The organism is Agromyces sp. Soil535 (genome assembly GCF_001428255.1).
Classification (GTDB): domain Bacteria; phylum Actinomycetota; class Actinomycetes; order Actinomycetales; family Microbacteriaceae; genus Agromyces.
The window spans coordinates 79,545-105,358 of sequence record NZ_LMRW01000005.1; the positions used below are offsets into that span (position 1 = coordinate 79,545).

Sequence of the window (25,814 nt, forward strand, 5' to 3'; positions counted from 1 at the left end):
TTGTCCTCTTCTCCGGTCCTTCTCATTCTTCTCCGGCTCACTCTTCACCGGCCTGTCGTCGTTTCGCCTACTTGATCGAGCCCCGCGTGACGCCGGAGATCACCCAGCGCTGCGAGAAGATGTACACGATCAGGAGCGGCGCCATCGCCATGAGGTACGACGCGAACGCCACCGTGTAGTCGGTGTTGAACTGCCCTTGGAACACGTACTGGGCCAGGGGCAGCGTGCGAGCGGCGGGATCGGTCAGCACCACGAGCGGCATGATGAAGTCGTTCCAGGCCCACACGCACGTGAGGATGCCGACCGTCGCGTTCATGGGCATCAGCAACGGGAAGATCACCGACCGGAACACCCGCCAGGTGCTCGCGCCGTCGACCCGTGCCGCCTCCTCCAACTCGATCGGGATCGACCGGATGTAGGCGGTGTAGATGAAGATGTTCAGCGACAATCCGTAGATCGTGTACAGGATGATCATGCCGGCCTGGTTGTCGAGCCCGAGGATCGCGGTCTGCTTCACGAGCGGCAGCATGATGATCGGGAACGGGATGAACAGGGCGGCGAGGAGGTAGAAGAACACGCCCTTGAAGAACGGGCGATGGATGTTGCGTGCGAGCGCATACGCCACGACCGAGCTCGTCAGGAGCGTGAACACCACCGAGCCCACCGTGATGAGCGCCGTGTTGAAGAGCGCCTGCGGGAAGTTCGTGCGTTCCCACGCCTCGGGGAAGTTCTCCCACCGCACCGGGTTCGGCCATTCGAAGCCCGTGCCGCTCACCAGCTGGTCGGGCGTCTTCAGGGAGACGACGACGGCGAGGTACAGCGGGATGAGGATCGTCAGCGAGCACACGGCGATGAGCGCGGTGGCCCACCAGTTGACGCGACGGGTGTCGTCCTCGCGATCGCCATGCCGCTTGCGGCCTTCGACGGCGGTGACGGCGTCGACCTCCGACTCGAGCTGGCTGGCGGTGTTGGTTGCGGTGGTCATCAGAAATCGGCCTCTCTGCGCTGAAGGACCCGGAACTGGAAGAGCGACACGACCGTGATCACGATGAAGAAGATCACCGCGTTGGCCGTCTGGTAGGCGAACTCGCCGCCCGAGAACCCGCCGCGGAAGATGAGCAATGTCACCGACTCCGTCGAGGTGCCCGGGCCGCCGTTCGTGAGGGCGACGATCGGGTCGAACACCTGCAGGAAGCCCTTCAGGCTCAGCACGACGTTGATCGTGAAGAAGGCGCTGATGAGCGGGAAGGTGATCGATGTGAACTGGCGCCATGGCTTCGCCCCGTCGAGGGACGCGGCCTCGTAGAGCTCCGCCGGAATCGTCTGCAGCCCCGAGAGGTAGATGATGATCGTGAACGCGCACGCCTGCCAGACCGCAAGGGCCACGATCGCCGTCCAGGCCCAGTCGGGATTGGTGAGGATGTTGTCGCGGAACAGCGGGATGCCCGAGAGGAGCTTGGGCAGCGAGTTCGAGAAGAAGAACTGGAACACATAGCCGATGACCAGGATCGCGAGCACGTACGGCACGAAGTAGACGCCGCGCCAGAAGCTGCGGGCCTTGATCTTCGCGTTCAGTGCGAGTGCGATGACGAGCGAGATCGCGTTCGTGAGGATCGTCGCGGCGATCGCGAACAGGAACGAGAACCCGTACGCGGCCAGCACGCGGTCGTCCTTGAAGAGGTTCGCGTAGTTCGAGAGGCCGACGAAGTTCCAGTCCCCGTATCCGGCGTAGTTCGTGAAGCTGAAGAAGATGCCCACGAGCACCGGGACGGTGTGGAAGGCGGCGAAGGCGATGACGGCCGGCCAGACCATCCAGTAGTAGGCGGGCAGCGCGCGCCTGGCGCCGGTCCGGGTGCGGGTCGCGCGTCCGCGCGTGGTGCCTCCGGACGCCGAGGTGCGCACGGCTTCGGTGAGCGTCGTCATGTCATTCTCCCGTCACTGGGATCGTGCGCGCGGCGACCTTGCGCCACTCGCTGTCGAGGGTGGCGAGCGCGGCATCCACGTCGCCGTCGAAGAGGAACTGCTGGTCGATCGCGGCGAGTGGGATGCTCGGCGGGATCTGGTGGTCGATGAAGCCGGTGATCTTCCCCTCGTCGAACCAGGGCTTCACGGACTGGATCGCTGCGTCGTCGCTGAGCTCGGCTCCCTCAACGGAAGGCACCATGTTCTGGGATGCCGCGAACTCCTCGATCACGTCCTTCTCGAAGAGGTAGTCGATGAAGCGCAGTGCCTCCTCCTGGTGGGGCGTGTCCTCGCCCATCGTGACCACGACGTCGACGCCGGAGACGAGCAGGCGGTCGTCGGGGTCGTCGCTGACCGGGTAGGGGAAGATGGCCGCGTCGATCTCGGGGTTGACCGCCTTGATCGGGTTGATCGCCCAGATGCCCTGCATGAGCATCGCGACCTCGCCGTTGGCGAAGGCGGCATTGCCGTCGTCGTACGTCTTGCCGCGATACCCCTCCTGCGTGTAGCTGAAGAGCTCGTACTGCTGCTCCATCGCCTCGTGGAAGTCCTTCTGGAAGGAGACCTCCGAATCGGGCCCGACGTTCTCGCCCTCCTCGCGCATCTGGTCGAAGAAGTCACCCTGCGCCGGGTAGGCGCCGAGGGCGTTGAACGAGGGCAGCCCGGTCCACGAGTCCGCGAGGGTGCCGTAGAACGGCGTGATCCCGGCATCCTGCAGCGCGTCGCACACGGCGATGAACTCGTCCCAGGTCTCGGGCACCTCCAGCCCCTGCTCCTCGAAGATCGCACGGTTGTAGATGACGCCGTTCGCGTTGTTCACGTAGCCGAGGCCGTTGACCTCGCCCTCCTTGTTGCCGAGGTTGGCGAGGATCTCCTGCACGGCCGGGTTGATCGTGTCGAGCACGGGCTCATCGGAGAAGTCGTAGAACACCCCCGCTTGCGCGAGTCGGCCGAACCCGCCGTTGGCGTTCAGCGTGATGACGTCGGGCGCCTTGTCCTTCACGAGCAGGGTGCGGATCATCGTGTCGGCGTCGGCGACCTGGTTCTGCACGATTCGGATGTCGGGGTTCTCCGCCTCGAAGTCCTCGATGATCTTCGAGAAGTCCTCGAGCGCCTCGCCCTTGAACTGGAAGAAGTCGAGCGTGACGACGTCGCCGTCGCCGGGCGTCGCGCAGCCCGAGAGCAGCAGGCCGCCGAGGGCGATGGCGGATGCCGCGGCGAGCGCTCGCCGTGGTCTCGTGCGTCGTCTCCGATGCGGGATCGTCCGAGTGGTCTCGTCCGTCATGATGCGCCTCCTTGCGCTGTACTCGGTGGAGCTCGTGGTGGGTCAGTCGGTCGTGGTGAGTTCGAGCAGCACGAGCTGCGCGGGGAACAGCACGGGGGCATGCATGCCGACCGTGCCGAGCTGCCGGCCGGTCAGCGTGATCGGCTGCTCGGCCCAGGGGAGCGGCGACTGGCCCGGCCCGTCGGCCACGCTGCCCGCTGCGATCCGCACGGTGTATCGGCGGTCGTCGTCGAGGCCCGGCAGCGTGAAGCGGCCGGGCGGGTAGGTCACGCTGGTCGCGACCTGCGTGAAGGTGAAGAGAGCGGATGCCCCGTCGCGGGCCACGACGCCGCGCACGTCGGTCGTGGCATCCGGAGTGTCGCCGTGCACGAGCACCCCGGTGTGGATGAGTGCACGGTGACGCTTGTGCAGCTCGACCCAGCGGGCCACTGCGGCGAGGCCAGCGTCGTCGAGCGCGGTGAGGTCCCACTCGATGCCGAGGTGGCCGAGCATCGCGACCCCCGCGCTGAGGTCGAGCGAGACCTGCCGCCCGGTGGAGTGCACGGTGGGGCTCGTGAGGTGCGCCCCCATGATCTCGGGCGGAACGATGAGGCTCGTGTAACGCTGGATCTGCAGGCGTTCGACGGGGTCGAGGGTGTCGCTCGTCCAGATTCGGTCGGTGTGCTCGAGGATGCCGAGGTCGACTCGGGCGCCGCCCGACGCGCACGACTCGATCTCGAGGTCGGGGTGGCGGCGCTTCAGCGCAGCGAGCAGGCGATACAGCGCCTCGACGTTGTCGTGCACCCGAGCGCGGCCCGAATCGGCGGCGCCCGCCTCGAGCAGGTCACGGTTGTGGTCCCACTTCAGGTAGGCGATGTCGTGCTCGTCGAGCAGGCTGTCGAGCCGCTCGAGGAGGTACTGCCAGGCGCCCTCGTTGGCGAGGTCGAGCACGTACTGCTGCCGGGCGGGCACCGGCAGTTCGTCGCGGCCGCGCAGGATCCAGTCGGGGTGCTCGCGGGCGAGCTCGCTGTCGAGGTTGACCATCTCGGGCTCGACCCAGAGGCCGAACTCCATGCCGAGCCCACGGACCTTCTCGATGAGCGGCCCGAGGCCGGCCGGCCAGACGCCCTCGTCGACGTACCAGTCACCGAGGCCCGCGGTGTCGTCGCGACGGCCGCGGAACCAGCCGTCGTCGAGCACGAACCGCTCGACGCCCACGGCGGCCGCACGCTCGGCGAGTGCGACGAGCGTGTCGAGGTCGTGGTCGAAGTAGACGGCCTCCCAGGTGTTCAGCGTCACGGGGCGAGGGCGTCGCGGATGCTGCGGGCGGGCGCGCAGGTCGTCGTGGAAGCGCCGTGACAGCTCGTTGAGTCCGTCGCCCCACGATCCGATCGTCCATGGCGTCGTGTAGGCCTCGCCTTCGCCGAGCACGATCTCGCCGGAGCCGAGGAGCTCCCCGGCCGACAGGAACGACTCGGCCGTCGGCGTCCGCTCGGCGACGAGCCGGTGGTTGCCGCTCCAGGCCACGTGCACGGCGTGCACGAGGCCGCGCTCGAAGCCGAAGCCCGCGCGACCCGCGGCGAGCACGAGGCTCGCGTCTGACCCGGGGCGTCCGCGACGGCTCTCGCGCACGTGCGTGCCGATCGTGAAGGCGTGCCGCTGCGGCGAACGCTCTCGCAGGTGGCGGCCGGTGGTGTCGAGGAGCTCGTCGACGTCGCCCGGCACGGGGAACGTCGTCGTGAGCGCGACGAGCGTGTACGGCTCGGCGGCGCGGTTCTCGAGGGTGATGCGCTGGCGGAGGAGGCCCGAGGGGGTCACCTCGAGCGTGATCGTGGCCGCAAGGCCGGCTGCGGCATCCGCTGCGATGACGACGGCGCGGGCGGATGCCTCGTCGACGTCGATCGCCTCGGTGACGAGCTTGGTCGAGAAGTGCCGGCCGTTGCGGTGGCCGGCGAGACCCGGCGTGCCGAGCCAGCCCGAGGACTCCTGCGGGATGAGCGTGAGCGGCGCCGGCTGGTCGAGCCCGCCCGAGACCCGCTGCGGCAGCGCCGCCGTGCCGAGCGCGGCGAGCTCTGCCTCGGCCAGCGCTCCCTGGTCGGCCCCCCAGAAGACGATCACGGGCAGGGGGGCATGACGGGCGTCGAGGATGACGCTGGTTCCCCCGTTGCGGAGGTGGAGGAGCCCGGAGCTGCGCTGCATGAGTTATTTCTATGACAGAAATAACTAAGTTGTCAACCCGGTGAATCCAGGTGTCCCGGGCGCGTGGAGTGGATCGGATTCCTCTGCTTCGTGTCAGAATGAAACAAACGTGGGAGGGTTCACCGATGGCGGAGCACCAGGCCGAGGTCAGCGCATCGGCGCGCGAGCTCGCGCGGGAGGTGCTCATCCACGGCCCGATCTCACGTGCGGAGCTCGGTCGCCGCCTCGGGCTCTCGCCGGCGAGCCTCACGCGGCTCAGCAAGCCCTTCCTCGACCGCGGCTGGTTCATCGAGGCGTCGGAGACCGTGCAGGGCGCGACCGGTCGCCCTGCCACGCCGCTCGACGTGCAGGTCGACTCGCGCCGTTTCGTCGGGGTGAAGCTCGCGGGCGAGTCGGCCTTCGGCGTCATCACCGACCTGCGCGCGGGCGCGCTCGATAAGGGTGAGCGGCGGCTCGCCGCGCACGAGGTCGACGCCGTCGTCGCGGCGGTGGCCGACCTCGTGGTGGAGCTCCGCGACGGCGACGGGGTGGAGGTCTCCGGGCTGGGCGTCAGCATCGGCGGCAACGTGGCGGGGCAGCGCGTCGTCACCCGCGCGCCGTTCCTCGGGTGGCGTGACGTGGCGCTCGCCGACCTGCTCGAGCGCGAGCTCGGGATCCCGGTCACGATCGAGAACGACGTCACCGCGCTCACGACCGCCGAGCAGTGGTTCGGCGACGTGCGGGGACGACCCGCGTTCGCCGTCGTCACCATCGGGGCGGGCGTCGGCTACGGGCTCGTCGTCCACGACCGCGTGATCACCACGCCCGACTCGGGACTCGGCCTCGGCGGGCACCTGCCGCTCGACCCCAACGGGCCGCTCTGCGGCGACGGACACCGCGGATGCTCCACCGCGATGTTGTCGATCCCGAGCATCACCGCCCAACTCGGCATCGCGCTCGGCCATGAGGTGGACTACGACGAGGTGCTGCGACTCGCCCGGGAGGGGCATCCGCTCGCCGTGTCGGTCACCGCCGCCGCCGGCCGCGCGCTCGGCCGCATGATGGCCGGCATCGCCAACATCGCCATGGTCGACACGATCGTGCTGTCGGGCGAGGGCGTCGGGCTCTGGAACGTGGTCGGCGACGTCGCGCTCGCCGCTCTCGCCGAGGACCGCGACGCCGAGGCGACTCCCGTCGAGGTGCACGTCGACGACGCGGGCTTCGTGTCGTGGGCGCGGGGCGCCGCGGCGGTGGCGATCCAGGCGGCGCTGGGGCGGCTGCGGCTGCCGGCGTAGGTCGCGGCATGCGGCGGTCGCGGGCGAGATGCGTCAGCGCTCGGGCGGCCTCGCCGTCGATGAGCGCACGCGGAGCTCGTAGGGCAGCGGCGTCGCGGCGGGCGGCGCGGCATCTGCGTCGGGCTCGAGCTGCTCCATGAGGATCTCGACGGCTTTCTCGCCCTGCAGGCGCGGGAACTGCGCCACGGTCGAGAGCCCGAAGAAGTCGGCGAGGTCGTGGTCATCGACTCCGATGATCGAGACGTCGCGCGGCACCACGAGGCCGAGGTCGCGGGCAGCGAGGATCGATCCGATCGCCATCTCGTCGGATGCCGCGAAGATCGCGGTCGGGCGGTCGCGGGGCACGCCGAGCAGCTGCTTGGCGGCGTGGTAGCCGCCGCGGATCGTGAAGTCGGCCGGCGCGAACAGCCGCTGGTCGACCTCGACGCCTGCGTCGCGCAACGCCTCTTCGTAGCCGATGCGGCGGTTCGTGGGCAGGTGGAAGTCGAGGTCGAACTCCAGTTGGCCGCCGATGTGCGCGATGCGCGTGTGTCCGAGGCCGATGAGGTGCTCGGTGGCGAGCCGCGCGACCGCGACGTCGTCGATCGTGAGCGTGCGCACCCCGGGGATCGGGCCGCCGACGCCGACGAGGGGCTTGCCGAGGTCATGGAGGCGTGCCACCTCCGGCTCGGTGAGCTCGAGCGACACTGCGATGACGGCGTCGACCCGCTGGCGCAGCAGGAAATGCTCGAAGACGCTCGAGCGTTCCTGACCGTCGCCCGACAGGTTGTAGAGGGTGAGGTCGTAGCCGCTGCGGAGCAGCGCCTGCTGGGCACCCTCGAGCACCGACGAGAAGAACCATCGGTTGAGGAACGGGATCACGACGCCGATGTTGCGGGTACGCCCTGACGCGAGGCTCGACGCGTTCGACGAGACCACGTAGCCGAGCCGGGCGGCGGCCTCGACCACCTTCGCCTTCGACCCCGGGGAGACGTGCCCGCGCCCGCTGAGGGCGCGCGAAACCGTCGCGGTGGAGACCCCCGCGAGCTTCGCGACCTCTTCGATGCCGGCCATGGCTCCTCATTCCCGGCCTCGCCGAGTCAGGGAAATCCTATCGCCTGGGCCGGTGCGGGCCGGTCGCGGGGCGGTCGAGGCAAGGGCGCTGGTGCGATCGAGGGGCGCCTACGGCCCTCGGCTCGGCCGACGTCGGCGTCTGACGATCGCGTGGGAATGATCGCGCCGCGCCGGGCGGGCCGTTGCCGGCAGTCGCCCGCGTGCGGTAGAAAGGCATCTGTCTATTGGCCTGCCCGCGGGGGTAGTCGCCCACCGTCGCCGTAGGAAGGAAGCACGCCATGAAGTGGGTCAGGCGCATCGCTCTGGCACTGGTCGTGCTCTTCGCCCTCTTCTACCTGATCACACGCCCCGAGGATGCCGCGAACGCCGTGGAGGGCGCGGTCGGAGCGGTGTGGGGCGGAGTCCAAGCGGTGGGCCGGTTCTTCACTTCCCTCGCCACGTGACGCCATGAGCGTCTTCACGCTCGATCCCCACGTCGATCGATACCTCATCGCCGACGAGGGCGAGGTGATCATCGACGAGGTGTACAAGCACTGGGCCGCCGTCTTCGGCCCAATCCTCGAACTGTTCGCGATCATCCCGGTGCTGCTGCTCGTATTCTGGCTGCCCTCGAGTGCGTACTGGGTCCCGCTGTTCGGGGCGCTGGCACTGCTCCTGCACGCACTGTGGCGCATGCTCGGCATGCGAATGGACCGCTTCGTGATCACGAACATGCGGGTGTTCCGGGTGCACGGCATCCTCTCGCAGCACGTGGCCACGATGCCGATCTCGCGCATCCTCGACATCTCGGTGCACGTTCCGATCCTCGGCCGCATCTTCAACTACGGGCACTTCGTGTTCGAGTCGGCGGCTCAGGAGCAAGGGCTCCGGGAGATCCGCTACGTCGGCTCCCCGACCCAGCGCGGGCTCACGATCCAGCGGGTCATCCAGCGATCCGGTCTGCGTGGCGCCGGTGGGGCGCGCACGATGAGCCGCGCCGACCGGGCCGCCCAGGCCGCCGCGGCCGCCCAGAGCGCCGCTGCAGCCGCCCAGGCGGCCCAGACTGCCCCGGTCATGCCGGCCCCCGGGGGCCAGACCGCCCCCGTCACGCCGAACGCCGACACGGCCCCCGTCGCGCCGAACGCCGACACCGCCCCGATCGACGTGCCGTGGTGGCGCGCCGAGGGCTGAGGGCCCCACGACGCGCGATCTGCGTGGCGTTCGACCCTGCGGCATCCGCTCATCGGCGCTGATTTCTCGCCACGCCAGTCCGCGGGTATTCTTGACAGGCCCCCGGTTGTGTGCGGAACGCGGTCGGGTGCGACTGGCGAGTTACCCAAGCGGCCAAAGGGATCTGACTGTAAATCAGCTGTCTACGACTTCGGGGGTTCGAATCCCTCACTCGCCACGTGTGGAAGCCCCGGTGATCCGGGGCTTTCGTCGTTCTCGGGCACGGTCTGGCGGCATGGGGGCGGTACCTCGGCGCGCCCGCGCGGCGGGCCGCCGGCGACGTGCTGGCGTAGCGTGAGGGCATGAGCCAGCACGTCGCATCCGTCGCATCCGCCGCCCTGCTCGACCTCGCCCGCGATTTCGCCGTACGGGCCGCGGAGTTCGCGCTCGACGCACGGCGGGCGGGGGTGAGCGTCGTCGCGACGAAGTCGACGCCGACGGATGTCGTGACCGCCGTCGACCGTGACACCGAGACGCTGATCCGCTCGCTCATCCTCGATGCGCGACCCGACGACGGCATCGTCGGCGAGGAGGACGCCACCCACATCGGCACGAGCGGCGTCGACTGGGTCATCGACCCGATCGACGGCACCGTCAACTTCCTCTACGGCATTCCGGCCTGGGCGGTCAGCATCGCCGTGGTCGAGGGTGCGGGCGGCGGCGAGGTCGAGGGCACGACCCTGGCCGGGGTCGTCGTGAACCCGGTCACCGGCGAGCTCTTCGAGGCGACCGCGGGCGGCGGTGCCAGCCTGGCGGGGCGTGAACTCGCCGTGAACGCCGACGTGTCGCTCGGATCCGCGCTCGTCGGCACCGGGTTCGGGTATGCCGCTGAGCGTCGACGCGAGCAGGCGACAGTGCTCCTCGAACTGCTGCCGAAGGTGCGCGACATCCGCCGCATCGGGTCGGCCGCGCTCGACCTCTGCGCCGTCGCCGCCGGCCGGCTCGACGCGTTCTACGAGCACGGGCTCAACGCGTGGGACCACGCCGCCGGCGCACTCATCGCCCGCGAGGCGGGCGCCCGCGTCGGCGGGCCGTACGGTGGCCGCGAGAACAGCGAGTTGCTCGTCGCCGCGCCGCCCGTGCTGTACGAGGAGCTCGCCGCGGCGCTGCGGGCGGCGGGCATCGACGCCTGAGGGCGGCTGCGGGCGCGTCCGTGCCCTCTGCGGCCGTGCGTGCAGCGGTCTTCGGCGCGCACTCGCCGGGGTCGCGACGCGATCGCGCGAGTTCTCGTCGCGACATCCGCGGACTGATGCGGATGTCGCGGTCCGGGCGAGCCGCGAGCGACGGAACTCGCCGACGCTCGTGGCGAACGCCCACGAGAACGGTTAGTCTTTACCAACCCGTTATCTCGACGCAGGGTCGGGATGCTCACCTCCCTGTCCCGTTCCGCCCCCGATACGCCGAAGGTCCCCCACGTGCTCGAGTCCCCCCTCGTGCCCGACGGTTCTGCGCCAGGCACACAGGTCCCTTTGCGGCCTGAGCGACCCCTGACGCGACGGGAGATCCGGGAACGAGAGGCGGCCGAGGCGTTCCGGCTCGAGTCGGCGTACGCTGAGGCGGGCGCCGCGCAGACCGCACCGGCACCGCCGGTATCGCATGGATCGCCTGAGGCGGCGTACCCGGCGTCATGGCAGCTAGGGCAGGCCTCTCCTCCGCCGGTCGGCGCGCCTGCCGCGTACGGGTCGACGTCCGTCTCGCAGTATCCGGCTCAGGGTTCGGCGCCGCAGTATCCGGCTCAGGGTTCGGCGCCGCAGTATCCGACGCAGGGTTCGGCGCCGCAGTATCCGACGCAGGCTGCCGTGCCGCAGTATCCGGCGCAGCCGGGCGCGGCGCACGCACCCGAGCAGGCCGCATACTCGTCAATCCAGCCGGCAGCGGTGCACGCGCCCGAGCAGGCCGCGTACTCGTCAATCCAGCCGGCAGCGGTGTACCAGCCGCTCGTGACTCCCGCGGCGCCGACGACCCCGCAGCCGGCGCGATATCCGCACCAGCCCGCGGCCACGCAGCCGGTCGCCCAGCAGCAGCCGATCGCCCAGCAGCCGGCGGCCGTGCAGCCGATCGCCCTGCAGCATCCTGTCGCCTCGCACAACGCGGCGACGCCGATCGCGCCGCAGCCGACGCCGCAACGACCCGGGTTCGACGCCATCTTCGGCGGCACGGATGTCGCACCCCACGAAACACTCGAAGCGCCCGCGCTCCGGCGCCGGGCTGCAGTCGAGGCGACCCCGCACCTCGAGGCCGAGCAGGTCGACCGCCCCGTCGGTCGCAGCTCGGCCTCCTCCGTTTCCGGCAGCCGTTCCTCGGGCCGTTCCTCCCGGCGAGAGGAGCCCGCCGGTTTCGACGCGTTGTTCTCTGGGCTCGATAACGACCCCGTCGATCCCGACGAAGAGGGCGGCAACGATCGCCGCGGTGGCCGAGGCGGCAGAGCCGACCGCAAGGCGGCGAAGGCCGCGAAGGCGGCGAGGATCTCGAAGCCCGAGAAGCCCGAGAAGCCCGAGAAGGGCGCGAAGCGCTCGGCCTCCTCGAAGGCACCTGGACCGCGGCGCGGTGCTGCTGTTCCCGCGGCACCCGAGCTCGTCGACGGCGACCTCGCGTTCCTCGTGAATGGGACCGGAGCCGCGGCGTCGGCGGCGTCAGCCCTGGCGGCCGACGCCGGATCTGCGGCGACCACGTCGGGACTCGCGGGGCTCGCGGCATCCGGACTCCACGGCGGGCCCGGGGCGGCCGCGCCCCACGGAGCAACCGCGGCACCCGCACGCTCGGCAGTGGAGGGCCGCGCGGCATCCGCGGTCGTCCCGCCCGTCGACCCGACCGCCGGTTTCGCGGTGGCGGTCGCCGCGGCCGCCGGCGCACTGCCGGCAGCCGGTCCGTCAGCCGCTCCCGCGCCGGCGCCCCTCAACCTCGAACTGCAACTGCGCCGCGGCAGCCGCCCCGAAGGGTCCCCGGCCGCGGCCGAGTTGCCCGCCGACGTCGCCGAGGTCTCCGACCTGCTCGGTTTCGGATCGATCCCCGAGCCACTCCGGCACCACCCGTCGCTCGACGCCGCGCCCGCGAGCGATCGCACGTCCGACCGCAGCGCGGAATCACGGCGCGACTTCCCCCGCAACGACACCCCGGCCCCCGCGGCCCGCCCGGCCCGGTCCTGGTCACCGCAGCCGGCCACTCGCCCCGGCACGCGCCCCGGGGCATCCGTCCCCGCACGCCGACGGGGCGCCGCCGGCCGTGTCGTGAGCGTGGTGGCGATGAGCTTCGCGGCGCTCCTCGCGATCGCCACGACGATCCCGTCGCTGTCGCTGCTGTCGCCCGCCGACGTGCAGGCGCTGGCGCTCGCGAATTACGGCGGCGACACGTTGGACGGGCAGCGCGTAGTGGTGAACGGCGACATCGTCGCCCAGAGCATGCAGCGCGAGGGCTACGAGAGCCAGACCATCGAGGAGTACGCGCGCGCTGCCGGCATCCGCCCCGAAGCGACATTCACGAACAACCCGGCCGGCACGATCCAGTGGCCGTTCGCGGTCGGCGTGCACATCGGCGACCGGTTCGGATACCGCGACTGCTACGGCTGCTCGAGCAACCACGGCGGCCAGGACTTCAACCCCGGACTCGGTGCCGAGATCCAGGCGATCGCCGACGGCACCGTCGCCGTGTCGACGGACGAAGGCGGCTCGCTGGGCGTCGTGATGATGATCGACCACATGATCGACGGCGAGCTCATCACCAGCGTCTACGCGCACATGGAGTACGACTCGCGCCGCTTCGAGGTCGGCGACACGGTGCACGTCGCGGACGTCATCGGCACCACGGGCGACACCGGCATGTCGACCGGCCCGCACCTCCACTTCGAGATCCGCGTCGGCGGCGTCGACGGCACCAAGATCGACCCGCTCGAGTGGCTCTACGCCAATACGAACTAGCACCCGTCCGGCTCCGTCCGGGTGGCGCCGTCGCGCGGAAGAACGCATGGGGATCCGCATCACAGGGCCTCAGGCGGAACCATCACGTGGAATCTCCTGCGGTTTCGGCGGGTTGTCCACAGATCAGCGCGACAGACCGTCGTGCGGCCGCCGCGATCGGCACACTCGGTGTCGTGTCCTCCGTCGCCCAGTACCTCCGCGCCAACAGCGGCGTCCTTCCGCATACCGCGTTCGATCATGCCGGGTTCAGCCGGGCTGACGTCGAGGCCGCGGTTCGACGCGGCTCGATCCTCCGGGTGAGGAACGGCTGGTTCGCGGTGCCCGGCGCGCATCCCGACCTGATTCGCGCGGTCCGGGTCGGCGGCGTCGCGACCGCGGCATCCGTGGCGCGCATGCACCGGCTCTGGCTGCTCGACGACGGCATGCTGCATGTGCGTGTGCGGTCGTCGACCGGGCGCCTCTCCGCGCCCCACGACCGACGGCTGCCAGTCGATCGCGTGAAGCACCGCGTCTGCCTGCACTACCGCAGTCGTGGCGGCTTCGATCGCGCGAGGGATCCGCTCACCGCCGCGCTCGCGGAGATGTTCACGTGCACGGATGCCTCGAGCGCACTCGTGACCATCGACTCGGCGCTCGAGCGACAGGAGCTCGATCTCGGACACCTCGACAGGGTCCGCGAGTGGATGCCGAAGACCCGCCGTCACCTGATCGACCGGGTCGACCCCGAGAGCCAGTCGGGTCTCGAGACGATGATCCGGTTGCTGCTGCGGTCGAAGCGGATCCCTCATCGCGTCCAGGTCGAGATCGACGGAGTCGGGCGAGTGGACGTGCTCGTGGGGGACCGCCTCGTCATCGAGCTCGACGGGAAGGCGTTCCACACCGGGGAGGCGTTCGAGGAGGACCGACGTCGCGACTTCGAGCTCGTCACACGCGGCTACGTGGTGCTTCGGCTGAGCTACCGGCAGGTCATGCACGAATGGGATCGCGCGCGGGCGGGGATCCTCGCGCTCGTCGCGCGGGGCGAGCATCGGTGGCTCGGCGCGGGGCCGCATCCGGCGATCCCCGCGTGAACCAGGCTTCCGAAGCCGAGAAAGCGCATGAGAATGCCGCCGATGGGTGCTGTGGGGGCACCGAAATGCGGATTCTCATGTGCTTTCGCATCACGGCGACCGCGAGGAGAGGCTGCAGGACAGCGGATGCCGCGGGCGAGCGAGTGCGGCGGACCAGCGGATGGGCGGACGGCGCGGGCGGATGCCGCCGGCGGGCGCCGCGGCGAGAGGGCGCGGCGCCGCCGCGCGGCATCCGCTCGACGACTACGCGCGCAGCCAGGCCGTGGTGTCGTGCGGCAGCGAGCGGCCCTCGAGCGGCCCGCTCGCGAGCATCACTTCGCCGTCGGGCAGCTCGACCGGCTCGGCGCCAGTGTTCGCAACCACGACGACGTCGCCGTTGCGCAGGGCGACCGCGTCCGAGGGGAACCCGGGCAGCCACTCGAGCGATCCGGCTCCGAGGTCGTGCTGGCGCCGCAGTCGCAGCGCGTCCCGGTAGAGCGAGAGGGTCGACGCGGGCACGCCGCGCTGGCGATCGCGGGCGAGCTCGCCCCACTGCTCTGGCTGCGGGAGCCACGGGTCGCCGTCGGGGCCGAAGCCGTAGGTGGGCGCGTCGGCCTCCCACGGGATCGGCACGCGGCATCCGTCGCGGCCGTAGCGCTCGCCGTCCGTGCGGAACCACGTCGGATCCTGACGGGCGTCGTCGGGCAGGTGGATGACCTCGGGAAGGCCGAGCTCCTCGCCCTGGTAGAGGTAGGAGGAGCCGGGCAGGGAGAGCATGAGTGCCGTCGCGGCGCGAGCGCGCCGCAGACCGGGCGCGTACTCGGGCAGGCCCTTCGAGCGGGGGCCGAGGCCATGGCCCTGCGGGTTGGCCTCGGTGACCGAGAGGCGCGTGGCGTGTCGCACCACGTCGTGGTTGGATAGCACCCAGGTCGACGGCGCCCCGACCGCGGCGAACGCCTCGAGCGAGTCGTCGATCACCTGGCGCAGCGCTGCCGCGTTCCACGGCGTCTCGAGGTAGGCGAAGTTGAACGCCTGGTGCATCTCGTCTGGGCGCACCCACTTCGCGACGCGGGGGAGCGGGTCGACCCACGCCTCCGCGGCGAGGATGCGTTCACCCGGATACTCGTCGAGGAGCGCACGCCAGTCGCGGTAGATCTCGTGCACGCCCTCCTGGCCCCAGTAGGGTGCGAGGGCGCCGGGCTCCGTCGAGATCTCGGGCTCGAGCGCGACGCCGGTGGCGTCGGCGCCCACCGTCGCGAAGACCGTCCCACCGACCGTCGCACCGACGGTCGCGCCGACAGTCGCGCCTACGGTCTCGCCGACCGAAACACCGCCGGCGCCGCCCATGCTGCCGCCCTCGGCGGGCGGCGTGTAGTCGGGCAGGCCCTCGGCCTTGACCATGCCGTGCGCCACGTCCACCCGGAAGCCGTCGACACCGCGGTCGAGCCAGAAGCGGAGGATGCGTCGGAATTCCTCGCGCACCTCCTCATTGGTCCAGTCGAAGTCGGGCTGCGAGCTGTCGAAGAGGTGCAGGTACCACTGGCCCAGCGTGCCGTCGGACTCGATGACACGGGTCCACGCGGGGCCGCCGAAGACCGACTCCCAGTTGTTCGGCGGCTCGTCACCACCGGGGCCGCCGCCGTCGCGGAAGAGATAGCGCCCGCGCTCGCGGCTGCCGGCCGGCGCCGCGAGCGCGGCCTGGAACCACTCGTGCTCGTCGGACGAATGGTTCGGCACGAGATCGATGATGACGCGGATGCCGCGGGCGTGCGCTTCGGCTAGCATGGCGTCGAAATCGGCGAGGGTGCCGAAGCGCGGGTCGACGTCGCAGTAGTCGGCGACGTCGTAGCCGGCGTCGCGCTGCGGCGACGTGTAGAAGGGGGAGAGCCAGATGGCGTCGATGCCGAGGTCCTGCAGGTCGCCCAGTCGGCTGGTGATGCCGGCGAGGTCGCCCATGCCGTCGCCGTTCGCGTCGGCGAAGGACCGTGGGTAGATCTGGTAGATCGCGGCGGTGCGCCACCACTCGGAAGTCATGACGGAAACTGTACGACATCTCGTTACAGCATGGAAACGCTTACATCATCAGCGTGTCACGCCATGGTTACGAACCGGTATCAATGCTGGCTCTCCGGTTTGGTAATGAACGTCATGCACGGTATACCTGTAATCGCTTGCATATCTGCGAGCACTCCAAACGGAAGAACGGCCTTTCGGGCACGGTGCGCGGTTCCGAGATCGGAACGGGGATCACAGCTCCCTCACCTTGGCGAAGGCGCCGATCTCACGCACACTGAGAAGGGCACACCAATGAGGGTGAACAAGAAGGGCCTCCTCGCTGCCGGGGCCGCCGCGGTCGTGGTGACGCTGGGCCTCGCGGGCTGCGCCGGCGGCGGCGACACCTCGGATGACGCGACGTCGAGCGGCACGCTCACGGTCTGGGTCGACGCCGAGCGCGTCGACGCGCTGAAGGGCGCGGCCGACGCCTACACCGAGAAGACCGGCGTCGAGGTCGACATCGTCGGTAAGGACGTCGCCGACATCAAGGACGACTTCATCCAGCAGGTGCCGACCGGCAAGGGCCCCGACATCACGATGGGCGCGCACGACTGGCTGGGCGAGCTCTCGACGAACGGCGTCGTCGCGCCGATCGAGCTCGGCGACTCCGCCGGCGACTACCTCCCCGTTGCGGTCGACGCGTCGACCTACGAGGGCACCACCTACATGCTCCCGTATGCGGTCGAGAACATCGCGATGCTCCGCAACGCCGATCTCGTTCCCGAGCCCGCCACGAGCTTCGACGACATGATCGCCAAGGGCCAGGCCGCCGGCCTCACGCAGCCCTTCGTGGTGGAGCAGGGCGCAGAGGGCAACCCCTACCACCTCTACCCGTTCCAGACCGCGTTCGGCTCCCCGGTGTTCGGCAGCGGTGCTGAGGGCTACGACCCCACCGACCTGCAGCTCGGAAACACGGGCGGCGAGCAGTTCGCCACGTGGCTCGGCAGCCAGGGCAAGAACGGCACCGGCGCCTTCAACACCGACATCACCAGTGACATCGCCAAGGAGAGCTTCCTCACCGGCAAGTCGGCATTCTGGCTGACCGGTCCGTGGAATGTGGGCGCCGCGATCGACGGCGGCATCAACGTCGCGATCGACACCGTGCCGAGCCCCGGCCCCGAGGTTGCCTCGCCGTTCGCCGGCGTGAAGGGCTTCTTCATCTCGGCCGAGTCGGACAACAAGGTCGCTGCGAACGACTTCCTCGTCAACTACATCGGCACGGAGGACGTGCAGCTCGAGCTCTTCGAGGCCGGCAACATCCTCCCCGCCCTCTCGGCCGCGGCCGAGACCGCGTCGAGCGACCCGATCATCGCGGGCTTCGCCGCCGTCGGTGCCGAGGCCGTGCCGATGCCCGCCATCCCCGCCATGGGTTCGGTGTGGCAGTACTGGGGCATCGCCGAGGCCGACATCATCAACGGTGCCGACCCCGTCCCGACCTGGCAGAAGCTGACCAGCGACGTGCAGGCCGCCATCAAGTAACCCCGATCGCAGGTCGAGGAGCGCCGCGCGGAGCGCGACGCGCCTCGAGACCAGCCGGTCTCGAGACGCGCCGCCTCCCGCGGCCGCTCCTCAACCTGCTATAACGGACGAGAAGAGCGAGCAGGATGAGCAGCACGATCGACGAAGAGGTCGCCGCCAAGGCGCCGCAGCGACCCACCAAGCGACAGCGGCAGGCCGCGAACATCGCGGATGCGGCATCCGGCGGCATCAAGATGCTCGTGCTCAAGCTCGTGCTCCTCGGTATCCTCGACGCCATCGCGGTGTCCGCCGTGTTCGTGCTCGTCATGGGCGGGCAGTGGCTGGTCGCGGCGGTGGTCGCGCTGGTGGCCGCCGTCGTGAACTGGATCTACTTCTCGCGCAGGAAGCTGCCGGCGAAGTACCTCACCCCCGGCATCATCTTCCTGGTGCTGTTCCAGGTGTTCGTGCTCGTCTACACGGGGTACATCGCCTTCACCAATTACGGCACGGGCCACAACGGCTCGCAGGAGCAGGCGGTCTCGTCGCTCATGGCGTCGTCGCTCCAGCGCGTCGAAGACTCGCCCACCTACCCCGTCACTGTCGTGGACCAGCTCGGCACGCTCGGCCTCCTCGCGACCGACCCAGACGGTGATGCCTACGTCGGTACCAATGACAGGCCGCTGGAGCCGGTCGACGCCGACATGGAAGGCGGCAAGGCCGTCGCGACCGACGGCTGGACATCCCTCAGTTTCGCCGATGTGCTCGCCCGCACCGACGAGATCACCGAGCTCGCCGTGCCGTTCTCCGACGACCCCAACGACGGAGCGCTCCGCACGCCCGACGGCTCGACCGCGTACCAGTACGTGTCGACCCTCGAATACGACGAGGCCGCCGGCACGATGACGGATGTCACGACAGGCACGGTCTATTCCGACATCGGCACCGGTGCCTTCACCTCCGAGAGCGGCGAGGAACTGCTGCCGGGCTGGCAGATCACGGTCGGATTCGACAACTTCGTGCGCGCCGTCACCGACGAGCGGCTCGCGGAACCGCTCGTCTATGTCACGCTGTGGACCTTCGCGTTCGCGTTGATCTCGGTCGCGTCGACGTTCTTCCTCGGACTCTTCCTCGCGATCGTCTTCAACGACCTGCGCATGAGGGGCCGCCGGTACTACCGCGTGCTGATGATCCTGCCGTACGCGATCCCGACGTTCCTCTCCGCCCTCATCTGGCGAGGCATGATGAACGAGAGCTTCGGCTTCATAAACCAAGTCCTGCTCGGCGGGGCCGAAGTGCCCTGGCTCACCGACCCCTTCATGGCCAAGGTCTCGGTGCTCATCGTGAACCTGTGGCTCGGCTTCCCTTACATGTTCCTCGTGTGCATGGGCGCCCTGCAGTCGATCCCCGACGATATCCAGGAGGCGGCGACCGTCGACGGCGCCAAGCCCTGGGCGGTGTTCCGGCTGATCAAGCTGCCGCTCCTGCTCGTGACGGTGGCGCCGCTGTTGATCGCGTCGTTCGCGTTCAACTTCAACAACTTCAACGTGATCTACATGTTGACCGACGGCGGTCCACGAGATTCGAATGCGCCGATCCCCGTCGGCTTCACCGACATCCTGATCACGATGGTCTACAAGGTGGCTTTCACCGGGCAGTCGCGTGACTACGGCCTCGCGAGCGCGTACTCGATCATCATCTTCATCGTGGTCTCGGTGATTGCGATCATCGCCTTCCGTCGCACCAAGTCGCTCGAGGAGCTGAACTGATGGCCAAGAAGCCCACCAAGGAACACCGCTCCTGGGTCGAGGCCCCCGTCGTCGAGGCCGAGATCATGGCGTCGGGCCTCGACCTCGAGGCGGAGCGTGCCGCGCACCCGCGGGGTGTCCCGGTCAAGCGCCCGTTCAAGTTCGGGCGATGGTTCCGGGCGACCGGCTGGCGTCACATCGTCGGCATCGTCATGACGCTGTTCGCGCTCTTCCCGATCGTCTTCGTGATCTCGTCGTCGCTCAACCCGCAGGGCACGCTGACGGGTTCGAATGCCCTGTTCTCGAGCATCGGCCTCGAGAGTTATGTGCGCATCCTCACGGATCCCCAGGTGCCGTACCCTCAATGGTTCGGGAACACCCTGATCATCGCCGCCGCCACCGCCATCGGCACCGTCTTCCTCGGCGGCCTCGCGGCGTACTCCTTCTCGCGCATGCGCTTCACCGGACGCCGGTTCGGCCTCATCTCCATCGTCGTGATTCAGATGTTCCCGCAGATGCTCGCGGTCGTCGCGATCTTCCTACTCATGAGCGCGATTGCGGACTGGTTCCCGGCCATCGGCCTGAACACGCAGATCGGCCTCATCATGGTGTACCTCGGCGGTGCGCTCGGCGTGAACACCTTCCTGATGTACGGCTTCTTCAACACGATCCCGGCGTCGATCGACGAGGCCGCGAAGATCGACGGCGCTGGCCATGCCCGCATCTTCTTCACGATCATCGTGCGCCTCGCGGCCCCGATCCTCGCGGTCGTGGCCCTGCTGTCGTTCATCTTCACGGTCAACGAGTTCGCCGTGGCATCCGTGCTGCTCATCGACACCGAGAAGCAGACGCTGGCCGTGGGCCTCACGAAGCTCGTCTCGAACCCACGATATGCCGACTGGAGCGCGTTCTCGGCCGGTGCCGTGATGGCGGCGCTGCCGGTCGTGGCGCTGTTCCTCTTCCTGCAGAAGTACATCGTCGGCGGCCTGACCGCCGGCGCCGTGAAGTGAAGTAGCGTAGCGTTTCGGAATTCAGGAACGGGTGTGCGCGGATGCCCGTCGGCGTACGGTTTCGCGCGGCCTCACGGGTACCTACTGCACACGCGTTCCTGAATTCTGCACACCACAAAGTGAGGGATGAGGATGCCTGAGCGACCCCTGCCGCACCACGACGGATCCCCGCTGCACGTCTCGACGCAGGCGCCCGCGCTCGGTGAGACGGTGCGCGTGCGGCTGCGGGTGCCGAAGGACTTCGGCGCGCTCGCGTGGGTGGGCACGCGGTCGAATCCGAATCGGGAGCCGCGGTTCAGCGAGGCAGTCCTCGTGGCATCCGTCGACGGCTGGGACTGGTGGGAGGCGTCCGTCGAGGTCGAGAACCCGGTGCACGGCTACCGCTGGCTGCTCGTGGGGGAGGACGGGCGGCAGCACTGGCTGAACCAGCTCGGCCTGTTCACCACCGAGACGCGCGATCACGACGACTACCGGCTCGTCGCGCACCCCGCGCCGCCTGAGTGGGCGGCCGAGAGCGTGCTGTACCAGGTGTTCCCCGACCGGTTCGCGAGGTCGGATGCCGCGGCAGCCCGCCCGACGCCCGATTGGGCGATCCCCGCCGACTGGTCCGACCCGGTCGACGAGGTGCCACCCGGCCGCTCGGCGCAGTTCTTCGGCGGCGACCTCGACGGCGTGCGCGAGCGCCTGGACCACCTCGAGCGACTCGGCGTGAACCTGCTGTATCTCACGCCGGTGTTCCCGGCCCGGTCGAACCACCGCTACGACGCATCGACGTTCGACGCGGTCGACCCGCTGCTCGGCGGCGACGACGCGCTCGTGCGGCTCGTCGAGGAGGCGCACCGCCGCGGCATCCGCGTGATCGGCGACCTCACGTCGAACCACTCGGGCGATGCGCACGAGTGGTTCCGCGCGGCGCAGGCCGACCCGGCGGCGCCCGAGCGTTCCTTCTATTACCTCCGCGACGAGGCGCAGGATGGCGGCTACGAGTCGTGGCTCGGCGTGCCGAGCCTGCCCAAGTTCGACTGGAGCTCACCCGAGCTGCGCCGTCGCTTCATCGAGGGGCCCGACTCGATCGTCGCCCGATACCTGAAGCCGCCGTTCTCACTCGACGGCTGGCGCATCGACGTCGCGAACATGACGGGTCGGCTCGGCGGCGAGGACCTCAACGCCGAGGTGCGGCAGGCGATCCGGCGCACAATGCTCGACGTGAACCCCGACACCATCCTCCTCGGCGAGTCGACGAACGACGCGGCATCCGACTTCCAGGGGGACGCGTGGGATGGGGCGATGACATACACGCCGTTCACGCGACCGCTGTGGAGCTGGCTGCAGGAGCCCGGCAGCGTGGGCGGCGGCGGGATCGGGTTCGCCCTGCAGCGCGTGCCGAACTACGACGGGCGCGACTTCCATGCTGCGCACGTGCGGTTCGCAGCGGAGTTCCCATGGCGCACGCGCCTCGCGACGATGAACGCGCTCGACACCCACGACACGCCGCGGTTCCGCACGTCGGCGCGGTCCGGCACGGTGCCCGTGGCGTTCGGGCTCGCGGTGACGCTGCCCGGCATCCCCGTGGTCTGGGCGGGCGACGAGTTCGGGCTCACGGGCATCGACGGCGAGGCGTCGCGCACGCCCATCCCGTGGGGGAGCGAAGCGGATGCCGCGGTCGCGCCCGTGCTCGACACGTACGCGTCGCTCGTGGCGCTGCGGCGCGCGCATTCGGTGCTCGCAACCGGTGGCATCCGCTGGCTCGCGGTGGGGGAGGACGCGCTCGCGTTCGTGCGCGAGTCGGCGGAGGAATCCGTGCTCGTGTTCGCGGCGCGGACGGCGGCGACGCTCGAGGTCGCGGCGGCCGCGATGGATGCAACGGATGCCGCGGCGCCCCTGTTCGGTGACGCCCGGCTCGCGGCATCCGACGGTCTCGTGCACCTCGCCGCCGACGGCCCGGCCTTCGCCGCGTGGTCGCTGCCGGGCGTGGCCGCGCCCGCGTGGGGCTGACGGCCGGATGCTTCCCGTGCGACGATGAGGCATCCGCCTGCTCGACCACGGAGGAGACGACATGTCGCTCCCGCCTGACTCGCCGCGTGGCGACGAGCTCGTCGTCACCATCGACGGCGTCGAGATTCCCGGCGTCATCGAGGTATCCGGCCTCTCGGCCGCCGACGTGGCCGAGCTCAAGGAGCAGGCCGCGAACGGGAAGTACGTTGTTCGACACCTGATCGGCCGGGCGAAGTCGGGGGAGTTCACCGTGACCCGCGGCATCGTTGTTCGATCAGCGACGATCGGCGACTGGTTCCTGGCCGCGCTCGGGCGTGACGTGGCCGCCCACCCGTTCGAGGTGTCGGTCATGACCCGCGATGAATCGGGGAACCCGAGGGAGACCTTCTCGTTCGGAAAGTGCCACGTGCGGTCGATCGAGACCGACGACGCGACGTCCACCGAAGCCGTGGTCATCGCCTACGAAGAGGCCGATCAGAGCTGACGTATTGCGGGCGATGCGCTCTCGTGCTCGGTTCGAAGGAGGCCCGGCGAGGTGATATCCTCGTACGGTTGCCGAGTTCGGCACGCGCCCCGATAGCTCAGTGGTAGAGCACTTCCATGGTAAGGAAGGGGTCGTCAGTTCAATCCTGACTCGGGGCTCTGGTTCTGCACGGGCGTATGCTCGAAGAACCTTCCCGGCGGGGTAGCTCAGGTGGTTAGAGCACACGGCTCATAATCGTGGTGTCGCGGGTTCGAGTCCCGCCCTCGCTACAACAGCAGAATTCCGCGGATCTCAGGCCTCAACTCTGTTGGCTTGGCCGCGACAGGTCGTTGCTCTGACCACATTTTGACCACACTTCGTTCAATTTGGGGTGATTCAAAGTGAGCCCGAATGAGCCGATGACCGGGCTCAAGCCGCGGGCGCGGTCACCTCGGGGTTAGACCGCAAGGGTGACGCCGGCTTGGACCGCTGCTTCGCCCAGCCTTGTGGCGACGACATCGAGGTCGTCATCGAACAGGTCTGAGTACGTGTCGAGGGTCATCGCTGCAGAGGCGTGGCCGAGCATCCGCTGGACGGCCTTGACGTTCGCCCCGGCGGATACGGCAAGGCTTGCCGCAGTGTGACGGAGATCGTGCACGGTCATGGGCTCGAGTCCAGCTTCCCTCAACGCTTTGTCGAACCACGAGTTCTCACGGACCGTTGGCGTTGTGAGATGGCTGCCGAACTTGTCGGAGAAGAGTATTGAGCTCGGTCCACAGTCCGCACACGCTTGGGATAGAGGCGCGGCGAGAAAGGTGGGAAACGGAACGACCCGTCGTTTGTGAGTCTTCGGCGTTCCGAGAACTACCTTGCCCCCGACCAGAACTGCGTTGACACTCACTGAGATTCTGCGTCTGTCGAGGTCGACGTCTCCAACACGGAGGCCGCTCACCTCGCACCATCGAAGACCCGTGTATGCAAGCACCCGAATGAGCGTCGAATGATCGCCGGCAGCACGCGCACGTCGGTCGACCTGTCGGTGACTGAGATAGACATGCTCTCGGCTCACCTTGCGGGGAAGGCCAACGCCACGTGCGGGGTTGGACGGAATCCGGCGATCCTTCACCGCTGTATCAAGAATCCCCGCAAGAACTCCATAACAGCGATGGACGAGGGCCGGCGACTTGGGTTTTGACTTTCCTGCAACACCGGAACTTAGACGGGCAACCCAGTCCTGTACGTCACTGTGTCGCACGTCGCCTACCGGAACCCGACCCCAGGCGGGTTCGACGTGGAGTCGCCACGCGGATTCGACGACGGCTACCGACGAGGGCTTGAGGTGGGTTTGCGATGTCAGCCACGCCGCACCCAGCGACCCCACCGTCATCCGTCCACTCGAGGGATCGATGTAGGTGCCCGCCGCCTTGCCGAGCTCTACGCTCGCGAGGAAGAGTTCAGCTTCCTTCTTGGTCCTAAATCCACGCTTGGTCGTCTGCGAATGATCCGGCTTGCGATATCGGACACGGTAGCGCTTTACCAGCACTTGTCGTGTAGGGCTCAACTGTCGCCAAGGGCTCCCCTTCCGGATGAACTTCGAGCCTATCGACCATGATTCGGCGGGAGCCCCAGGTCCGAATTTCTTCCCGCAAAGCGGCTTACCGCGGGCTCCCGTCTGTCTCCGGAAGGGCCGAAGGCTTCAGTATTCGTTGGGGCGCAGCGGCAGGTTCCCAGAAGGTGGAACAACCTCGAAGCCCAGACGCTCCAGCTCGGCGGCTGCCGTTAGGGGATCGTCACTGACCGCGGCCATCAACTGCATCTGTCGGTACGTCAAGCGCCCGTTCGCAAGGGCGTCATCGGCGGTCGGCAGCGTCTCAATCTGGTACTCCACACGCGCCATCTCGATTACATCTTCTAAGCTCGGCCGAAAACGGGGACCGCCGAGTGGGAAATGCAAGGACGCGAGCCGCGGGTATGAGCCGGTCCCGAGTTGTCTCAGTCGCTCTCGAACCCTGCCCCTGTCGCTACCTCCGAGCATCGCTGCCACCATTTCGTCCCGGTGGGCATGCACGTGAAGGTGAGCCGATGGTAGCCCACCGGTTGGTTTCCGGCGGAAGTGATAGCGAAAGAGCGGCTCCGTAAGCCCCATGAACAGAAGCACATACTCGCTCTCTACGACGGACAGGAATTCCCTATCGGAGCTCCAGGCGCAGCGGTGCGAGATCTTCAAGTTGAGCAGAGGCTGGCCCTCGACAACGAGGGGAATTCCTTCAAGTGCGCTCTGCCGCACCGTAATGTGACGACCAGCCCGATCAAGTTGGATTGTGAACGGTTCAGCGTTAATGCCCGGGAGTGTTCCGCTGACCGTAGTTGTGAGATTCGTGACAAACGCTCGAACCTCGTCTTCGAGACTACGAGTCGCCGTCACCGAGGTAATCCAAGTCCAGGATCTGGTCGAGGATTCCCTGCTCGTACGGAGACAATGCGAACACACTGCCGCGTGCCTTCAGCTCTTGAAACGACATATGGATGGAGTCAAGGAGCTCGGCACGCCGAGTCCTGATGTCCTCGGGCGACAGGACATTGAGCGTAATGGTCACCGTTCCACCTTCCACCGTTATCGAAACCATACTCACGTGGCCGTCCGACATTCGTAGCCCACGCGTGGATCCATGCTGTGTCGCCCTGGTTCGCCACGGTGTAGGCGTTCGGCAACTTGTGCATTGTGAACCCGCTAGGTAGCGCGGACTCGCGTGCACCGCCAACGCCCTCAGTGTCGGTGACGCTTCGATTGTCAGTCGGCCCGGATGCCGCGGAATCTCGGAGCCGAGCACGCGCGATCCCAGTGAATACGCGGGACTTCGGTCTTCATGATCACCGCGATGTCCAATTGATCTCGTGCAGTTGTGGGCAGAATGTGGGCACGCCAGGATCGCGCATTTCGACCGCGGGTGTGATGTATCGGGACATGCCTGACGGTTCTGCATCAGGACATCTCTGACAGTTGATGTATCAGGACATCCCTGACGGTTAGAGGGTTTGGCGGGTCTGCTGCACGGATAGGTGACATCTGATCTGGCTTGCCCGTGAGGGCGGCCTGGAAGGATGTTGCTGTGCCCAAGCCTTACCCCGCCGAGTTCCGTGACGACGTCGTGCGTGTCGCGCGG

General features: G+C 68.5%; 20 protein-coding genes and 3 tRNA genes. 14 read left to right on the plus strand and 9 right to left on the minus strand.

The window, feature by feature from the left end; all coding sequences use genetic code 11:
* Positions 1-67 precede the first annotated feature (67 nt).
* The 4 genes from ASG80_RS06700 to ASG80_RS06715 are packed head-to-tail and all read right to left on the minus strand — an operon-like array spanning position 68 to position 5,425.
* Positions 68-985, minus strand: a complete 918-nt coding sequence (locus ASG80_RS06700; protein WP_056729406.1) for a carbohydrate ABC transporter permease — start codon at positions 983-985, stop codon at positions 68-70.
* Entirely contained in the window at positions 985-1,923 is a 939-nt protein-coding gene (locus ASG80_RS06705) for a carbohydrate ABC transporter permease (RefSeq protein WP_082589837.1), read from the minus strand. Before ASG80_RS06705 ends, ASG80_RS06700 begins: the two co-directional genes overlap by 1 nt.
* Before the next feature lies 1 nt (position 1,924).
* The gene (locus ASG80_RS06710) at positions 1,925-3,247 is read right to left on the minus strand and encodes an ABC transporter substrate-binding protein (protein ID WP_082589839.1); all 1,323 of its coding nucleotides are present in this window, start codon (positions 3,245-3,247) and stop codon (positions 1,925-1,927) included.
* 42 nt (positions 3,248-3,289) lie between these two features.
* Positions 3,290-5,425 (minus strand): alpha-galactosidase, encoded by a 2,136-nt coding sequence (locus tag ASG80_RS06715; protein WP_056729407.1) that lies wholly within the window; start codon positions 5,423-5,425, stop codon positions 3,290-3,292.
* 125 nt (positions 5,426-5,550) lie between these two features.
* Here ASG80_RS06715 and ASG80_RS06720 point away from each other — a divergent pair, with 125 nt between their 5' ends.
* Positions 5,551-6,699 (plus strand): ROK family transcriptional regulator, encoded by a 1,149-nt coding sequence (locus ASG80_RS06720; RefSeq protein WP_056729408.1) that lies wholly within the window; start codon positions 5,551-5,553, stop codon positions 6,697-6,699.
* 33 nt (positions 6,700-6,732) lie between these two features.
* On the opposite strand, the gene ASG80_RS06725 is transcribed toward ASG80_RS06720, so the two are convergent.
* Positions 6,733-7,752: a LacI family DNA-binding transcriptional regulator gene (locus ASG80_RS06725; RefSeq protein WP_056729409.1), complete on the minus strand. Its 1,020-nt coding sequence runs from the start codon at positions 7,750-7,752 to the stop codon at positions 6,733-6,735.
* Between the two features lie 278 nt (positions 7,753-8,030).
* Here ASG80_RS06725 and ASG80_RS24000 point away from each other — a divergent pair, with 278 nt between their 5' ends.
* From ASG80_RS24000 to ASG80_RS06750, 6 genes are all read left to right on the plus strand, one after another.
* Positions 8,031-8,195: a hypothetical protein gene (locus tag ASG80_RS24000; protein WP_164470558.1), complete on the plus strand. Its 165-nt coding sequence runs from the start codon at positions 8,031-8,033 to the stop codon at positions 8,193-8,195.
* 4 nt (positions 8,196-8,199) lie between these two features.
* A complete protein-coding gene (locus tag ASG80_RS06730; protein ID WP_082589841.1) occupies positions 8,200-8,922 on the plus strand; it encodes a PH domain-containing protein in 723 nt (240 codons plus the stop codon).
* A 135-nt stretch (positions 8,923-9,057) separates the two neighbouring features.
* Positions 9,058-9,139, plus strand: a tRNA-Tyr gene (locus ASG80_RS06735).
* A 124-nt stretch (positions 9,140-9,263) separates the two neighbouring features.
* The gene (locus ASG80_RS06740) at positions 9,264-10,094 is read left to right on the plus strand and encodes an inositol monophosphatase family protein (RefSeq protein WP_056729410.1); all 831 of its coding nucleotides are present in this window, start codon (positions 9,264-9,266) and stop codon (positions 10,092-10,094) included.
* A gap of 666 nt (positions 10,095-10,760) precedes the next feature.
* Positions 10,761-12,875, plus strand: coding sequence for a M23 family metallopeptidase (locus tag ASG80_RS06745; protein WP_056729411.1), 2,115 nt, complete (start codon positions 10,761-10,763; stop codon positions 12,873-12,875).
* 173 nt (positions 12,876-13,048) lie between these two features.
* Positions 13,049-13,945 carry an endonuclease domain-containing protein gene (locus tag ASG80_RS06750; RefSeq protein ID WP_056729412.1) on the plus strand — a complete coding sequence of 299 codons (897 nt, stop codon included), beginning with the start codon at positions 13,049-13,051 and terminating at the stop codon, positions 13,943-13,945.
* Positions 13,946-14,188: 243 nt separating this feature from the next.
* Here ASG80_RS06750 and ASG80_RS06755 read toward each other — a convergent pair whose 3' ends face one another.
* Positions 14,189-15,958, minus strand: coding sequence for a glycoside hydrolase family 13 protein (locus tag ASG80_RS06755; RefSeq protein WP_056729413.1), 1,770 nt, complete (start codon positions 15,956-15,958; stop codon positions 14,189-14,191).
* Positions 15,959-16,231: 273 nt separating this feature from the next.
* Between ASG80_RS06755 and ASG80_RS06760 the strand changes: the two genes are divergently transcribed.
* The 7 genes from ASG80_RS06760 to ASG80_RS06790 all read left to right on the plus strand — a co-directional run bounded on the left by ASG80_RS06760 (position 16,232) and on the right by ASG80_RS06790 (position 22,940).
* Positions 16,232-17,458, plus strand: a complete 1,227-nt coding sequence (locus ASG80_RS06760; RefSeq protein WP_056729414.1) for a maltose ABC transporter substrate-binding protein — start codon at positions 16,232-16,234, stop codon at positions 17,456-17,458.
* A gap of 125 nt (positions 17,459-17,583) precedes the next feature.
* Entirely contained in the window at positions 17,584-19,203 is a 1,620-nt protein-coding gene (locus ASG80_RS06765; protein WP_056729415.1) for an ABC transporter permease subunit, read from the plus strand.
* 65 nt (positions 19,204-19,268) lie between these two features.
* On the plus strand, positions 19,269-20,192 hold the full coding sequence (locus ASG80_RS06770) for a sugar ABC transporter permease (protein WP_056729428.1): 924 nt from the start codon (positions 19,269-19,271) through the stop codon (positions 20,190-20,192).
* A gap of 132 nt (positions 20,193-20,324) precedes the next feature.
* Positions 20,325-22,187: a glycoside hydrolase family 13 protein gene (locus ASG80_RS06775; RefSeq protein WP_056729416.1), complete on the plus strand. Its 1,863-nt coding sequence runs from the start codon at positions 20,325-20,327 to the stop codon at positions 22,185-22,187.
* Positions 22,188-22,248: 61 nt separating this feature from the next.
* The gene (locus ASG80_RS06780) at positions 22,249-22,671 is read left to right on the plus strand and encodes a phage tail protein (protein WP_056729417.1); all 423 of its coding nucleotides are present in this window, start codon (positions 22,249-22,251) and stop codon (positions 22,669-22,671) included.
* 86 nt (positions 22,672-22,757) lie between these two features.
* Positions 22,758-22,829 (plus strand) — tRNA-Thr (locus tag ASG80_RS06785).
* Between the two features lie 37 nt (positions 22,830-22,866).
* A tRNA-Met gene (locus ASG80_RS06790) sits at positions 22,867-22,940 on the plus strand.
* Positions 22,941-23,107: 167 nt separating this feature from the next.
* On the opposite strand, the gene ASG80_RS22830 is transcribed toward ASG80_RS06790, so the two are convergent.
* The 3 genes from ASG80_RS22830 to ASG80_RS06805 form a co-directional block, all read right to left on the minus strand.
* Positions 23,108-24,193: a tyrosine-type recombinase/integrase gene (locus ASG80_RS22830; RefSeq protein WP_235508215.1), complete on the minus strand. Its 1,086-nt coding sequence runs from the start codon at positions 24,191-24,193 to the stop codon at positions 23,108-23,110.
* Between the two features lie 153 nt (positions 24,194-24,346).
* Positions 24,347-24,538: a hypothetical protein gene (locus ASG80_RS06800; RefSeq protein WP_156401696.1), complete on the minus strand. Its 192-nt coding sequence runs from the start codon at positions 24,536-24,538 to the stop codon at positions 24,347-24,349.
* Between the two features lie 520 nt (positions 24,539-25,058).
* Positions 25,059-25,247, minus strand: a complete 189-nt coding sequence (locus ASG80_RS06805; protein WP_156401697.1) for a hypothetical protein — start codon at positions 25,245-25,247, stop codon at positions 25,059-25,061.
* Between the last annotated feature and the right edge of the window lie 567 nt (positions 25,248-25,814).

Coding starts and splice junctions, on each gene's coding strand:
- ASG80_RS06700 (WP_056729406.1), bottom strand. CDS start 985: ATGACCACCGCAACCAACACCGCCAGCCAGCTCGAGTCGGAGGTCGAC.
- ASG80_RS06705 (WP_082589837.1), bottom strand. CDS start 1,923: ATGACGACGCTCACCGAAGCCGTGCGCACCTCGGCGTCCGGAGGCACC.
- ASG80_RS06710 (WP_082589839.1), bottom strand. CDS start 3,247: ATGACGGACGAGACCACTCGGACGATCCCGCATCGGAGACGACGCACG.
- ASG80_RS06715 (WP_056729407.1), bottom strand. CDS start 5,425: ATGCAGCGCAGCTCCGGGCTCCTCCACCTCCGCAACGGGGGAACCAGC.
- ASG80_RS06720 (WP_056729408.1), top strand. CDS start 5,551: ATGGCGGAGCACCAGGCCGAGGTCAGCGCATCGGCGCGCGAGCTCGCG.
- ASG80_RS06725 (WP_056729409.1), bottom strand. CDS start 7,752: ATGGCCGGCATCGAAGAGGTCGCGAAGCTCGCGGGGGTCTCCACCGCG.
- ASG80_RS24000 (WP_164470558.1), top strand. CDS start 8,031: ATGAAGTGGGTCAGGCGCATCGCTCTGGCACTGGTCGTGCTCTTCGCC.
- ASG80_RS06730 (WP_082589841.1), top strand. CDS start 8,200: ATGAGCGTCTTCACGCTCGATCCCCACGTCGATCGATACCTCATCGCC.
- ASG80_RS06740 (WP_056729410.1), top strand. CDS start 9,264: ATGAGCCAGCACGTCGCATCCGTCGCATCCGCCGCCCTGCTCGACCTC.
- ASG80_RS06755 (WP_056729413.1), bottom strand. CDS start 15,958: ATGACTTCCGAGTGGTGGCGCACCGCCGCGATCTACCAGATCTACCCA.
- ASG80_RS06760 (WP_056729414.1), top strand. CDS start 16,232: ATGAGGGTGAACAAGAAGGGCCTCCTCGCTGCCGGGGCCGCCGCGGTC.
- ASG80_RS06765 (WP_056729415.1), top strand. CDS start 17,584: ATGAGCAGCACGATCGACGAAGAGGTCGCCGCCAAGGCGCCGCAGCGA.
- ASG80_RS06770 (WP_056729428.1), top strand. CDS start 19,269: ATGGCGTCGGGCCTCGACCTCGAGGCGGAGCGTGCCGCGCACCCGCGG.
- ASG80_RS06775 (WP_056729416.1), top strand. CDS start 20,325: ATGCCTGAGCGACCCCTGCCGCACCACGACGGATCCCCGCTGCACGTC.
- ASG80_RS06780 (WP_056729417.1), top strand. CDS start 22,249: ATGTCGCTCCCGCCTGACTCGCCGCGTGGCGACGAGCTCGTCGTCACC.